This window comes from Leptolyngbya sp. FACHB-711, from assembly GCF_014695615.1.
In the GTDB taxonomy this organism is placed as follows: domain Bacteria; phylum Cyanobacteriota; class Cyanobacteriia; order Elainellales; family Elainellaceae; genus Leptolyngbya_A.
The window spans coordinates 1-13,787 of record NZ_JACJOR010000113.1 but is presented as its reverse complement, the minus strand read 5'-3'; the positions used below and the strand labels follow the sequence as shown (position 1 = coordinate 13,787).

General features: G+C 52.3%; 13 protein-coding genes. 6 read left to right on the top strand and 7 right to left on the bottom strand.

Annotated features, from left to right (window positions below; all coding sequences use genetic code 11):
- From H6F80_RS03620 to H6F80_RS03605, 4 genes are all read right to left on the bottom strand, one after another.
- Window positions 1-602: GDSL-type esterase/lipase family protein (locus tag H6F80_RS03620; protein ID WP_190790245.1), on the bottom strand; the 602-nt coding region annotated here is incomplete at its 3' end.
- A gap of 191 nt (window positions 603-793) precedes the next feature.
- The gene (locus H6F80_RS03615) at window positions 794-2,437 is read right to left on the bottom strand and encodes a bifunctional pantoate--beta-alanine ligase/(d)CMP kinase (protein ID WP_190790244.1); all 1,644 of its coding nucleotides are present in this window, start codon (window positions 2,435-2,437) and stop codon (window positions 794-796) included.
- A gap of 193 nt (window positions 2,438-2,630) precedes the next feature.
- Window positions 2,631-3,122, bottom strand: coding sequence for a pentapeptide repeat-containing protein (locus tag H6F80_RS03610; protein ID WP_190790243.1), 492 nt, complete (start codon window positions 3,120-3,122; stop codon window positions 2,631-2,633).
- 156 nt (window positions 3,123-3,278) lie between these two features.
- Window positions 3,279-4,976, bottom strand: a complete 1,698-nt coding sequence (locus H6F80_RS03605; protein WP_518523507.1) for an ABC transporter permease — start codon at window positions 4,974-4,976, stop codon at window positions 3,279-3,281.
- A gap of 122 nt (window positions 4,977-5,098) precedes the next feature.
- On the opposite strand from H6F80_RS03605, the gene H6F80_RS03600 reads away from it, so the two are divergent.
- On the top strand, window positions 5,099-6,202 hold the full coding sequence (locus tag H6F80_RS03600; RefSeq protein ID WP_190790242.1) for an ABC transporter ATP-binding protein: 1,104 nt from the start codon (window positions 5,099-5,101) through the stop codon (window positions 6,200-6,202).
- A gap of 43 nt (window positions 6,203-6,245) precedes the next feature.
- Here the strand turns inward: H6F80_RS03600 and H6F80_RS03595 are convergent, their stop codons facing one another.
- Window positions 6,246-7,028 (bottom strand): hypothetical protein, encoded by a 783-nt coding sequence (locus tag H6F80_RS03595; protein WP_190790241.1) that lies wholly within the window; start codon window positions 7,026-7,028, stop codon window positions 6,246-6,248.
- 374 nt (window positions 7,029-7,402) lie between these two features.
- Here H6F80_RS03595 and H6F80_RS03590 point away from each other — a divergent pair, with 374 nt between their 5' ends.
- The 4 genes from H6F80_RS03590 to H6F80_RS03575 all read left to right on the top strand — a co-directional run bounded on the left by H6F80_RS03590 (window position 7,403) and on the right by H6F80_RS03575 (window position 10,849).
- A complete protein-coding gene (locus H6F80_RS03590) occupies window positions 7,403-9,553 on the top strand; it encodes a polyribonucleotide nucleotidyltransferase (RefSeq protein WP_518523506.1) in 2,151 nt (716 codons plus the stop codon).
- A gap of 145 nt (window positions 9,554-9,698) precedes the next feature.
- Window positions 9,699-10,082 carry a hypothetical protein gene (locus H6F80_RS03585; protein WP_190790240.1) on the top strand — a complete coding sequence of 128 codons (384 nt, stop codon included), beginning with the start codon at window positions 9,699-9,701 and terminating at the stop codon, window positions 10,080-10,082.
- 160 nt (window positions 10,083-10,242) lie between these two features.
- Entirely contained in the window at window positions 10,243-10,482 is a 240-nt protein-coding gene (locus H6F80_RS03580) for a type II toxin-antitoxin system RelN family antitoxin (RefSeq protein WP_190790239.1), read from the top strand.
- Window positions 10,475-10,849 carry a type II toxin-antitoxin system RelE/ParE family toxin gene (locus tag H6F80_RS03575; RefSeq protein ID WP_190790238.1) on the top strand — a complete coding sequence of 125 codons (375 nt, stop codon included), beginning with the start codon at window positions 10,475-10,477 and terminating at the stop codon, window positions 10,847-10,849. Before H6F80_RS03580 ends, H6F80_RS03575 begins: the two co-directional genes overlap by 8 nt.
- Window positions 10,850-10,951: 102 nt before the next feature.
- Here H6F80_RS03575 and H6F80_RS03570 read toward each other — a convergent pair whose 3' ends face one another.
- Together H6F80_RS03570 and H6F80_RS03565 are read right to left on the bottom strand one after the other, a co-directional pair.
- On the bottom strand, window positions 10,952-11,602 hold the full coding sequence (locus H6F80_RS03570; RefSeq protein ID WP_190790237.1) for a hypothetical protein: 651 nt from the start codon (window positions 11,600-11,602) through the stop codon (window positions 10,952-10,954).
- Between the two features lie 45 nt (window positions 11,603-11,647).
- Window positions 11,648-12,214, bottom strand: a complete 567-nt coding sequence (locus H6F80_RS03565) for a DUF6658 family protein (RefSeq protein WP_190790236.1) — start codon at window positions 12,212-12,214, stop codon at window positions 11,648-11,650.
- 381 nt (window positions 12,215-12,595) lie between these two features.
- Here H6F80_RS03565 and H6F80_RS03560 point away from each other — a divergent pair.
- On the top strand, window positions 12,596-13,787 hold a 1,192-nt coding region (locus tag H6F80_RS03560; RefSeq protein ID WP_206755030.1), incomplete at its 3' end, for a baeRF3 domain-containing protein.

Below are 13,787 nucleotides of genomic sequence, written 5' to 3'. Positions count from 1 at the left end.
AGACCGTCAGAGCAAAGGCGCGACTTCCACCAGGCTTCTCCCCGATTGATCCAGCAATCAAAGATATCCAGATAGGGAATCTCTCGTTCCAAGCAGGCGAGGCGAGTCGCTTCTTTGTAGCGGTGCTGGTCGGCGTGGTTGTAATAAAGGCAGTTGGCAAAGGGCATTTGCGCTTCGTCTACGGGAGTCATGCCGATAAAAAAGACCGGACAGAGTGGATTGGCGCAATCGAGCAGAACTGCAAGCTCAGTCTGAAACTGCTCGAAATCGGTCAGGTTTTTTCCGGTTAACCGCTGCACTCGCGAGGAGTCGTTTGTGCCGACTGAGAGAATAATGCCGTCGGGGAGGCGATGTCGTAGTTCACCACGCTGCCGAAACTCGGATTCGAGACGCTGGGACACCTGCCGCACTCCGTCCCCTCGAACGCCGAGATTATAAAGTGCGTGATCAGGTCCTTCAGGAGACATCCACTGTCGCCGCAATCGCTCGACCCAGCCCCCGCCTTCCGGGTCACCAAAGCCGTAAATCACGCTGTCACCCAGCGCAACAATCCGCAGAGTAGGGCTGACAATCTGAACCGCAGGGCGAATGACTGTTTGCATCTTGGGATTGAAACAGGGGGGTGAAACGGGCAGAGAGGCTAACCGCTAAACAGAACCGGGTAGGACGACCCGAACACTTCAGCAAGTTGCGTGTTGTTTATAACACTTCATGAATTTTAACCCCGTTGCTGTAAGTTGGATTGCGATCGATAACTTTTCTGTATCGATCGCCTGACTCCCTATTCTGGAAGTTAGCTCACAACTTCGGGGTATCTTAGACACTTTTCCTGATACAGGCTGACAATCCGGGCAGTCACCTCAGCCACTGTCAGATGGTCGGTGTTGATCTCGATCGCATCAACGGCTTTTCGCAAGGGGGCAAGCTTGCGGGTACTGTCTTTTCGATCGCGATCGGCGATAGCGTGTTCCAGTTCCGGCAGGCTAACGAGGGGCTGTCCTTGTCGCTTCAGGTCTTCGAGGCGGCGGCGTGCCCGTTCCTGAACTGAAGCGGTGAGGAAAATCTTCAGTTCGGCATCGGGGAAAACATAAGTGCCAATGTCGCGGCCGTCCATCACAATGCCGCCCCGTCGTCCATAAGCCTGCTGACGCTTGACCAGTTCGTGGCGGACAGTGGGCAGAGCAGCAATGGCAGAAACCTGAGCAGTGACTTCCAGAGTACGGATTGCCTGGGTCACTTCTTCGCTGTTAAACCAGACCCGCAGGGCATAGGGGGCATTGGCTGAACCCTGAGGAACTGCCTGTTCAAGCTGGATTTCAGACTGGCTCACCAGTTCCGCGATCGCAGGTTCATCGTCGATCGCAATATCCGATCGCAGCACTGACCAGGTTACAGCACGATACATTGCCCCGGTATCAAGGTAGAGCAAGTTCAATTGCTGTGCCACAAGACGCGCCACGGTGGATTTTCCGGCTCCGGCGGGTCCATCAAGAGCGACGATCGGCTGACGGTTTCGCAGCAGCACATTATCAATCAGGCGAGTCGAGCCAAGCCGGGCAGCAATGGCGAGGAGGGCGGTGTCTTCAACTTGCTCTAAAGGTTTCATGGTGTCGGGGTGAACGAGTTCAATATATTCTGGCTGAACGGAGGGAACGATGGAGAGGTGTGCCTGCACTGCCCGGATCAAATCTTCACGCAACTGCCTGCCTTCTTCAAAAACCTGCTCTGCTTTTTGCAAACTTCGATACAAAATACTGGCTTGCGATCGTTCCTCTGGAGAAAGATACCGATTTCGGGAACTTAGGGCAAGCCCATCCGCTTCGCGCACGATCGGACAGGCGACGATCTCCACAGGCAGGTTTAAGTCTTCTCGAATGCGGCGAATAATGGCGACCTGCTGCGCGTCTTTCTGCCCGAAATAGGCGCGATCGGGCTGCACAATATTTAACAGTTTCGTCACCACTGTTGCCACCCCCTGAAAATGACCCGGACGCGATGCCCCACACAGCCCTGTCATCATTACCGCTGGGGGAATCACCTGCGTCACCGCACTGGCAATCGGTGGAAATGAAGTTCCGTACAGCTCGCTGGCGGAGGGCGCAAAAATCACGTCCACACCCGCTTCCTGGCAAAGTCGCCCATCCTGCTCCAGCGTTCGGGGATATCGCTGAAAGTCCTCGTTTGGACCAAACTGAAGCGGATTCACAAAAATGCTGACCACAACGCGATCGTTTTCCTGCCTTGCCTGGCGAATCAGGCTCAGGTGCCCAGCATGAAGTGCGCCCATTGTCGGTACGAGTCCGAAAGTTAAGGAATGACCCGGACGATCGACTCCATTCTGCGGGAGCAGCGTCGATTGCTTCGCAGTTCCCTGAAGGGGTAATCGCTGTGCTTCTAGATAGCAGCGTAATCCGGCGATGGTGGTGAACAGGCGCACCGATCGATTCTCCCCGCGAAAGTCTCCGCCTTGTAGTGTACAAAATTACGGGCAGGAACCGCTTGGGCGGGGAAGTAGATGGGGAAGTAGGGGAATGGGGGGATGAAGGGGTGGAGTGGGATTATTTGTAAAGGGTGTTTGTAAAGGGAGCCGAGGGAGTTGGGGGAATCGAGGGAGGGAAACGGTTGGGACGTTAGGGTTTGACCATGCCGTCAGGTAGGATGGCTCCGGTAAGGTTTGCACCTTCTAGTTTTGCCTGGTCGAGTTTGGCTTCGCTGAGGTCGGCGTTTTGCAGGTTTGCGCCTGTAAGGTTTGCGTTGGTGAGGTCAGCGTTTCGGAGATAGGCTCCTTGCAGGTTTGCACCTTGCAGATTAGCGTTGCTGAAGTTGGCAGCGGAAAGTCCAGCACTGCTCAGATTTGCGCCTTGCAGGTTTGCGCTACTGAGATTGCCGCTATCGAGAAATGCTCCGCTCAGATCTGCTTGGCTGAGATTGGCACTGCTAAGGTTTGCGCCGTTGAGCTGGGCTTTTTTCAGGTCTGCCTGAGTCAAATCGATATTTTGCAGATCGCATTTTGCACATTTTTTCTCGCTCCTGAGCTGCTCTTGCGGAGAAGGTTTAGCACAGCTTGCAAGCAGAAGCAGGAGAGCGATCGAGAAAGGAAAGAATCGAAAATTACGTTTCATATCAGCTAATTCAACTTTTGAAAACTTCACGACACAGGAACATCCTTAAAATTGTTTGGGAAGTACCGAAAAATTGCTTGGGAAGTATCGAAGGTGCTGCATTGCCCCTAAATCCCTTATCTCCCTATCTCCCCATTCCCCTATCTCCTCACCTCCTCATCCACTCATCCCCCTATCCACCCCTTTCCCCACCTGCCAACTCAGCAGCACCACCGGAATCACCCCCACCAGCACGATCGCTAGAGCCGGAGCAGCCGCTTCTGCCAGTCGTTCATCGGAAGCAAGCTTGTACACCTCCACAGCGAGCGTATCAAAGTTAAAGGGACGCACAATCAGCGTAGCGGGGAGTTCTTTCATCACGTCTACAAACACCAGCAGTGCGGCGGTAAGCAATCCGCTTCCCATCAAAGGGGCGTGGATTTTCAGCAGGGTTTGGGTGGGGCTGTAGCCAAGCGATCGACTGGCTTCATCGAGATTCGGCTTAATTCGGCCCAGGTTAGACTCGACGGAATTAAAGGCAACGGTGAGAAACCGCACCAAATAGGCAAACACCAGCGCGGCGATCGTCCCACTCAGCAGTAGCCCAGTCGAGATGCCAAAGGTGGCTTGCATCCAGGCATCGATCCGGTTATCAAACTGACCGAGTGGAATCAGCACCCCGACTGCAATCACCGTGCCCGGAACCGCATAGCCGATCGCCGCCGTTCGCACTGCCAAATTCATGCCCCAACTCGGACGCAGCCGCAGCCCATACGCCAGAATCAACGCCAGCACTACCCCAATCGCCGCCGTAATCATCGACGCGAGAAAACTGTGACTCGCCAACTGCCAGAACCGATCGCTGAAATTCTTCGTGACGTTGCTCAACGCCATTTGCAGCAGCACGATCGCAGGCAGCAGAAAGCCCAATAACACCGGAAGCCCACAAATCGTCAGCGCAAGTATCGATCGCCAGCCCTGCAAAACGAAAGGGGACGATCGCTGATAGCGGCTAGAAGTCTGGTAATAGCGCGTTTGGCGGCGCGACAGTTGCTCTAAAATCAGCAGCAGCAGCACCACCCCCAGCAGCAGAGCCGAAAGCTGGGAAGCCGCAATTCGTTCGCCCATGCCAAACCAGGTGCGGTAAATGCCCACCGTAAAGGTATTGACGCCGAAATACTGTACTGCGCCAAAATCACTCAGGGTTTCCATCAAAGCCAGAGCTAAGCCTGCGACGATCGCCGGACGCGCCAGGGGCAAAGCGACCTTCCAAAAACTGCGCCAGGGGGAACAGCCAAGCAACCGACTGGCTTCCAGCGTGCAAACCGACTGTTCCAGAAACGCCACCCGCGCCAGCAGATAAACGTAGGGATACAGCACCAGACTGAAGAGGACGATCGCGCCACCCACCGAGCGAATGGGCGGAAACCAGTAATCCCCTACTTCAGTCCAGCCAAACAAGCCGCGCAGAGTCATCTGCACCGGACCGTAAAATTCCAGCAGTTCTGTATAAACATACGCCATCAGATACGCCGGAACCGCCAGCGGCAACAGCAGTAGCCATTCCAGCGATCGGCTTCCGGGAAAGCGGCACATCGTTACACACCACGCTGTACTCACCCCGATCGCCAGCACCCCCGCCCCCACACCCAGCATCAGCCAGAGGGAATTCATGAGGTAGCTTACCAGCACGGTCTCCGCAAGATGCTGCCAGACCTGACGCGCATCGACAAACACACTGCTCAGCACCACCAGAATCGGCGTGGCAATCAGCAGTGCAATCAGGCAAACCGCGATCGTCCAGCCGTTCCAGAAGCGGGCAAAACTTCGCAGCGTAGAGGAGGAAATGAAAGAAGACTCAGGAGAAACCGTCACAACAATCGACTCTTAATGTCTTAATGAGAATTACTTGCATTGACCCTTTAAACTATAAAAGCTAGTGCTGTTTCCGCAAACGCCTAGTTTACGATTTGTCGCTTCGCTCTGCCGTTTTATCTATGATTCCAGCCTCGGTTTCTCCAGCTTCTGTTTTGCAGCTCGATCGCGTCAGCCGTCAGTTTGCCCTTAATGTACCGCCTGCGGTGTCGTCAGTGAGCCTGAGCCTGCCCACCGGGGAACTGCTGGCACTGCTGGGTCCATCTGGCTGCGGCAAAACGACTTTGCTCAGGCTGATTGCCGGATTTGAAACGCCCCAAAGCGGGACGATCGAGATTGCGAATCAAACCGTTGCAGGTGCCGGCAAATGGCTACCCCCAGAAAAGCGCAGCGTTGGCATGGTGTTTCAGGACTACGCTCTGTTTCCTCACCTGACCGTGCAGCAAAATGTCGCCTTCGGGCTGCAAAACCACGCCAAACCCACCGAACTGGTGCAGCAGCGCGTCAAAGAGTCGATCGCCTTAGTTGGGCTAGAGGGCATGGAGCAGCGATTTCCCCATCAGCTTTCGGGCGGTCAGCAGCAGCGAGTCGCTCTGGCGCGGGCACTGGCTCCCTATCCGTCGCTAGTTTTGCTCGATGAGCCGTTGAGCAACTTAGATATTCAGGTGCGGCTGCGGCTGCGGCAGGAACTCCGCGACATTCTCAAAACGGCAGGCACGACCGCAATTTTTGTCACGCACGATCAGGAAGAAGCCCTCTCGATCGCCGATCGCGTTGCTGTGATGCGGCAGGGACACCTGGAGCAAATCGGCACACCGGAAGAACTGTATCGCGAACCCACGTCTCGTTTTGTTGCAGAGTTTGTCACCCAGGCAAATTTTCTCACCGCCCAGCGTCAGGGACAGGTTTGGCAAACGGCGATCGGCTTGATTCCCCTCACTCAAACCATTTCTGCGGATTCCAGTGATATCACAGCGATCGATCGAGCTGCCCTGATGATTCGCCAGGAAGATGTGCAAATTCAGCTGCACCCCCAGGGAGACTGGATTATTCGCGATCGGCAGTTTCTCGGTCGGGAATACCGCTACTCACTGCAAACGGTGTCAGGAGAGACGCTGATCGTTCGCACGGCTGCCGATGCACCTTTCGCGATTGGGTCTGCGGTAAAGGCTGAAGTAATTCCAGGTCTGCTGTGTGGGTTTGCGATCGCCCCTGCAAAACCCTGAGGCTTTGCCACCCCTCAAACAGCCCCTCCAAACAAAAAATTCCCTACCCTTCCGGCGCTCCACCAACATTCCCAGTCTGTAAATCCTCGATCGTCATCGGCTCCGCAGCCAGCACATACACCGTTCGTCCCAGGTCCAGACCAGAAAGAACGCTAAGATACTGGGTTTCATCATCTTTTGAAACTTCATACACCTTCCGCCCGGTATCATCTGCTAGATCGTCTCTCAGGCGCACCGTGTAGCCCTTTGCTTCAAGCTGTGCCATCATTGTGCGTCCGACCTCCCGGAAACTGACTTCGCCTTCGATTTGACGACAGGTTTCTAAGCCGAAACAGCCCGCCTGGGCATTTTCAAAGTGGGGAAAATTGGCGGTAAACGCATCGGGGCTGGGCGTAGGACTAGGAGAAAGTTCGGGGGAAGGAGTCGGGCTGGGCGTCGGGGAAGGGCTGACAACAATGGGAGTTGCAGCAGGACTGGGAACCGGAGAGGGTGAAGGCACGATCGCAGGAACAGGAGCAGCCTGAGGCACAGGACGGACGATTACCCCTGCGGGGAACTGCGGAGCAACCGCTTGCGGTGCAGGCTTCGGGGTTGCCTTCGGTGCCGATTGCGGTGTGGGAGAAATGGTCGGCTTCGGTGCAGCAACGGGCAAAACGGCAGCGCGAATTGCGATCGGCTCTAACGACTCAGATGCTTCAGGCTCTGTTTGTTCGGAAACAACATCTCGCTCCGGCAGAGGCAAGCCCAACAGCAGGCCATGTAGCCCGATCGATAGAACCAGGGCGATCGTTCCAACGGGCACAGTTTTTAGCAGGTTTAAACGCACAGCTCTTCCGCGATAACTCAATCCTAGACAGCAACAAAGACCGCAATCTGACCTAGACCGATTAAACCCTGTCAGGTCTTTAATTGCAAATCATTCTTAACTGAGTTTAGATTCTTTTACCGGCTTCAGGGAAGGCTGCACCGTTCACAAGTTTTCTGCCCGATCGCGCCTGCGGCATCAGTGGCATCAAGAGAGTCAAAAAAAGTCAAAAGATTAGAAATAAATTAAAAATTATTTAAAGTTGCTGTACATTCAAGCGACAATAATGGTAGGAGAACTGGCTTGTCAGTCAGGACATCGGTCAGTACAAGGATATCAGTGCTAGGATTTCTTCAAGAAGAAGAAATGAGGACACCAAGAAGGAAAAACGCTTCATGTTGAAAGAAGTAGATAAGTCAATATCCATCGATGGTAGGGATATTCGACTCAAAGTAGGTCTGCTAGCTCCGCAGGCAGGCGGTTCGGTATTAATTCAGTTAGAAGATACAGCCGTTTTTGTTGCAGCAACGCGGGCTGCGGGAAGAGAAGGAATCGATTTTTTGCCGCTGATTGTGGATTACGAAGAGCGGCTTTATGCAGCCGGGCGCATTCCCGGCGGGTTTTTGCGACGAGAGGGTCGTCCTCCTGAGCGAGCCACCCTAATTAGTCGCTTGATCGATCGCCCGATGCGTCCTTTGTTTCCGGGCTGGCTGCGCGATGATATTCAGATTGTCGCTACCACGATGTCTCTAGATGAGCGAGTGCCGCCGGATGTGCTGGCAGTCACCGGAGCCTCGATCGCCACGCTGCTGGCAGGCATTCCGTTTAATGGTCCGATGGCAGCAGTACGAGTTGGCTTGGTCGGTGATGATTTTATCATTAACCCCACCTATGACGAGATCGAGCGCGGCGATCTGGATCTGGTGGTGGCAGGCTCTCCTGACGGCGTGATCATGGTGGAAGCGGGAGCCAATCAGTTGCCCGAACAGGATGTGATCGAGGCGATCGATTTTGGCTATGAGGTGATTCGCGACCTGATTCAGGCACAGCGCGACCTGATGGCAGAGTTGGGCATCGAACCTGCCCTGATAACGCCGCCGGAAGTAGACACAACACTGGAGAATTTCATTACTGAACGGGCAAAAGACCCGGTCAAGCAAATTCTCTCGCAGTTTGAACTCACCAAAACCGATCGGGATACTGAGCTGGATGCGGTGAAAGCGTCGCTCGTAACTGAGATTGAAGCCCTGCCCGAAGACGATCCGGTGCGGGTGGCAGCAATGGCAGACGGCAAGGCGATCGGCAACACCTTTAAGGACATTACGAAAAAGCTGATGCGCCGCCAGATCGTCGAAGACAATGTGCGCGTAGACGGTCGCAAACTCGATGAAGTCCGTCCCATTAGCTGCCGTACCCATTTGCTGCCTGAGCGAGTCCATGGCAGTGCCCTGTTTCAGCGCGGCTTAACGCAGGTGCTGTCGGTCGTGACGCTGGGAACGCCGGGAGAAGAGCAGGAGATGGACGACCTGCATCCCGACGAAGAAAAGCGGTATATGCACCACTACAACTTCCCGCCTTACTCGGTGGGTGAAACCAAGCCAATGCGCTCTCCAGGACGACGGGAAATTGGACATGGCGCACTGGCAGAACGGGCAATTATTCCCGTGCTTCCGCCAAAAGACAAGTTTCCCTATGTGGTTCGGGTGGTGTCTGAGGTGCTGTCTTCGAACGGTTCGACTTCGATGGGGTCGGTCTGTGGCTCAACGCTGGCACTAATGGATGCGGGTGTGCCGATCGTTAAACCCGTGAGTGGTGCCGCAATGGGTCTGATCAAGGAAGGCGAAGAAGTTCGCATCCTCACCGACATTCAGGGCATTGAAGACTTCCTCGGCGATATGGACTTCAAAGTTGCCGGAACTGACGACGGCATTACTGCCCTGCAAATGGACATGAAGATTACTGGACTGCCGATCGAGGTGGTCGCTCAGTCGATCGGTCAGGCTCGCTCAGCGCGTCTGCACATTCTGAACAAAATGTTGGAGGCGATCGACCAGCCCCGTACCGAACTGTCGCCCTTTGCGCCGCGCCTGCTTACGATCAAGATTGACTCCGAATTTATTGGGATGATCATTGGTCCGGGCGGCAAGACGATCAAGGGCATCACCGAGCAAACCGGAGCCAAGATCGATATCCAGGACGATGGAACCGTCACCATTTCTGCCGTCGATCGCGATAAGGCAAAACAGGCGCGTGCCATCATCGAAGGCATGACGCGCAAGCTGAGCGCAGGCGATGTTTATGTCGGCAAAGTGACGCGAATTATCCCGATCGGCGCATTCGTCGAATTTCTTCCCGGCAAAGAAGGCATGATCCACATCTCTCAGCTTGCAGACTATCGCGTCGGCAAAGTCGAAGACGAAGTGACAGTCGGCGATGAAGTGATCATCAAAATCCGCGAAATTGACAACCGGGGACGGGTCAACCTGACTCGTTTGGGCATCCACCCTGATGAGGCAGCCGCCGCACGGGAAACTTCAGCGAAGTAGTTTGCTTTAAGCGGTTGGTTAAAGCTCATTAGTTAAAGCTCAGTAGAGAAGAGGATGGGTCGATCGCCCGTCCTTTTCTCTTTATGGAACCATTTGTGAATACACAAGCAAGCTGCTCGCGTTATTTCTCCCACATTAGTGATATATGTCCGATAGTGCAACTTTTGAGTTTGAGACAATCCTAGATCTGCAAACGATCGCTTGCCAGATCTCTAACCTGTGGAAGGGAGACGGATATTATGCAGATGTCTACACCCATCCTGGCTATAGAAGCAATCGATTTTTTTGCACATTGGAATACATTTATGGCTATCCCAATGAGGAGGAAATGCTCCGGGATGCTGTGAATTATCTTTTAGAGATTGCTTCTAATCAGCAGGTGTATTACTATCGATGTTCTGATTTTGCGCCTTTGCCGGATGAAGTGCAATCAATTGTCAGGATAAATTTAGATAACTTATTTCAGACGGAGTTTAGTCCATCTTTACAGGCATCGATCGAGAGAAAGTATCTGATTCGCTACTATTGAATGTTTTAGTAGAAGGATAATGCTTCTAGAAACAGCCGTTAAGGAGTTAGAGACAGAGTTCTCATCAATGCATTTCGGTGTAAATAATGAGAACTGCATATTAGCCAGAACAGCAATCGAGTGACGTCTATAAAGTAGTTCAATACACTTAGGAGGAGTAATGAAAGCCATTAAAGTTATGGCGACGATCGATGATCAAGGACAACTCACCTTAGATCACCCTCTCCTGGCTGAGAAAAGCAGCCGTGTAGAAGTGATTGTTCTCATTCCGGAAGAGGAAGCTATGGAGGGTGGATCTCAGAGGGAAGTTTTAACAGATTTTCGGCAGTCCTGGCATGAAGCAATGACTGGACAAACAATTCCGATCGCTCAGGTTTGGGAAGGGCTTGAAGATGGCTGATCAGCCTCTCATTCAAGTTGAAGCTTCGCTAACATTTAACCGAAACCTACGCGCTCTTTCTAAGAAGTATCGCAATATCAAAAACGATATACAGCCTGTTATTGAGCAGCTTCAACGGGGGGAGTTACTAGGAGATCAAATACCCGGAATTAGGTATACAGTCTTCAAGCTGAGAGTCCGCAATAGTGACACGCAGAAAGGTAAAAGTGGCGGCTATCGTCTGATTTACTACGTCAAAACAGTAACCGGAATCATTCTGCTCACAATTTATGCAAAATCTGAGCAAGCCGATATTGAAACAGAAGAGATTCGGAGTGCTATTTCAGAGTATGAACGGCGATCGAGCGAAGACAAAGGTGGTACTTGAAGAAGCAAAACTGGTAGACATTGGCATTTTGAAATCCAGAAAAAGCAAACTTCCCCCCTGGCGTTGGGGGGACGGGGGAAGAGCAGTTCAACTGCAAGGTGATTAGTCCAGGGCGCGTTCTGCTTTGCGGGTCAGGTCACGAGCATTGCTCTTTGTGTCTTCAGCAACTCCCTTCACGGCTTCGCTGGCATTGCTTTCTGCACGCTTGGTGTTCACTTTCACATTCTGAGTGCCACGATCGGTTCCGCCTTTGACGCGATCGGTTAGATCTTCAGCAGACTCGCCAACGCTGTCAGTAATGTTGCGAACTCGTTCACCCAACGGTGCACCGCTCGTATAGTTATCCACGTAGTCTCCAACGCTCTCGATCGATTTATCGAGATTTTTCTCGGCTTTATCCACCCGTCGTTCGATCTGGGCACCGAGGTTTTTGCGCTGATAGCGAGGGTCGGTGTCGCTGTACACATTCATGCCGCCCTCAGGCTCCTGGATCGGGTCATACAACTCAGTGGGCTGATTGGCTCCTGTCTTAGCATGGTAAGAGCCTTCGCCCGAAGATCTTGGCGTGGGCGGATTAGACGACATCGGGCTTGCCGGACTGCTATTTGACGACACAGGCGGAGCCGCATTGCCGCAAGCCGTGCTAACTAGCATCAGCACCCCTGCAACCAGAACTACAGCGATACGGGCGAACGGAAACCGCTTCACAGCAGCAACAAGATTTGAAAAACGATCGAACAGTAAATCCTTCATATTTACACTCCGTTATATTTTAAGCCGATCAAATGGGATTCAGGATTATTTCGATTGACCTTCCGCTTGACCTTCGAGCGCATCTTTGATGAAATCAGTTGATTGCTGGAATTGATCGCCAATCTTTTCTAGAATTTTTTCGTTAGGATTTGAGCGTTGGATAATCGGCTGTTTCTCAGGGGTTGCAGTTTCCGTATTCTTGATTATCTTCTCGCGATAATCCTGTCCGACTGGACCTACATCAGGATTTTTGCTTCTTTCAGCGTCATCGCCGGGATAGAGAATATCCTGTGCTGAATTACTTTTTACGTCACTGCTTGCAATCAATTCTCCATTACCGATTAGCGAAGAACGCATCATCGGTTTTGTATTACGATTTCCGTGTTCGCCGCTCACTTTCGGATCGGTAGACATCTTATAATCGGTATAGCCGTCACCGCCTCCCTTGTAGGGATTGTTTTGTCCTCCCATCTGCACGGGGGGAACTTCCGGGCGTGCTCCTTGAATGTTTCCACTGTTGCAGGAGGTGAGCAACAGCGTAAATCCAGCGACCAGAACAATAGCGAGACGGGCAATCCGTAGCTGTTTAAGCCAGGAAACAACTTGCTTCACAAAAGTACTCCGTGCTTTCGCAATTTTATAAAAGGCTTGAGACGCTACTCACATTACTTGAGACGCTGGCGTAACTTCCTCTAGCCAAAGTTATATTCAGTTCAGCATGAACATATTGTGAACTTATTTGAAGCGCTGCGGCAGGGTAGGAAAGCGGTGACTGAAAGCAGGACTTTGTTTGCAAATTAACCATAAATTAGAGGGTTAGTAGAGCATTGATCCTCTGTCTTTTGATAGTGATCAAGCCATGAGCGCAAATCTTCTGAGGTAGGGCAGGCTGTTGCGAAAGTTACCTCATGGCGGATGTAGAGAATCTTCTAAATCTGAGATTGTAGAACCAACAGAATTTGAGCGATGGGAGAGGTCTCCTCCCCGATCTCTATGTTTGGCAGCTCTACTGCACAGCTTTTTCGGAATAGCTTTTTCGAAACCGGAGGTTTGCTAGCGATGGGTTTGTTCTCCAGGGTTGAATTACCAGAACTTTTAGCCCCTTCGGAGCTGCCTTACGTTTCAATCTATTTATCTGCTTGCATTCACAGGAAATCTGGAGCGGCTCAGAAGCAATTTCAACAGGCAATTCATCTCGTTCAGCAACAGCTTAATCAAGCAGGCGATCGGGCAAATGATCCTGATTTCGCAGCTAGAATCGCGACTGACTTTCGGGACACGATGCAAACCCTGGAACAGCAGGTGATCAATACGCTGACTGCCGAAAGTGTGGTGATCTTCTACAAGCCTCGGTTTTTACGCTGTTATCAACTGCTAGGGTGTTTTATCGAAACCGTGAGAGTTGGGCAATGTTTTGATTTGAAGCCGCTGATGCCCTTGTTAACCCAGGGAGAACTTTTCTATGTGCTGGCATTTGGGCAGAGCCGGGTGCGACTGCTGCAAGGTTCTCGTCAGGGAATTCGCATTGTCAGTTCAGAGGAACTACCAGAGCCGCTGGTCGACGCAATTGAACTCCATCGCTTTGAACCCTCAATTCGAGCGGCTCGATCGAAACGCCTGATTGGTTCCCGTGCAGTAGGTCGCCCATTGATCTACGATGATTTTCGTGATGATTTTTTGGAACAGGAAGCTTTTCTGAAGCAGCAAATGCACGACGACTGTCAAGAGTTAGCAGAACAGCTCGATCGCTTTTTAGAACCGCAAAATGCGCCGCTCCTTCTGGCAGGAATGCCTCAACTTTTGTCCACTTATCGCACAATCAACACAGCCCCAACCATGCTAAACACACAAATTGCTGGCAACCTGGATACGATGAAGCTGGAAGAATTGCACCAACAAGCCTGGAATCGGGTTCAAGAGCTGGTGAGCAGTGAGCGTGAGCAGGCATTACGTCAATATCGGCAGGCAGCTCAGGTTGGCTCTGCCTCAAATCATCTTGGGGAAATCATTACTAGAGCAGTCGATCGCAGAGTCAAAACCCTATTCATCGCATCGAACTATCAAAAGTGGGGCAGGTTTAATCCCTACACCTGGGAAGTAGATGTGCATTGGCGGGCTGAAGCAGGGGATATTGACTTGACTCAGCTTGCAATCGAGCAAACCCTGCTGTATGGGGGCACTGTGT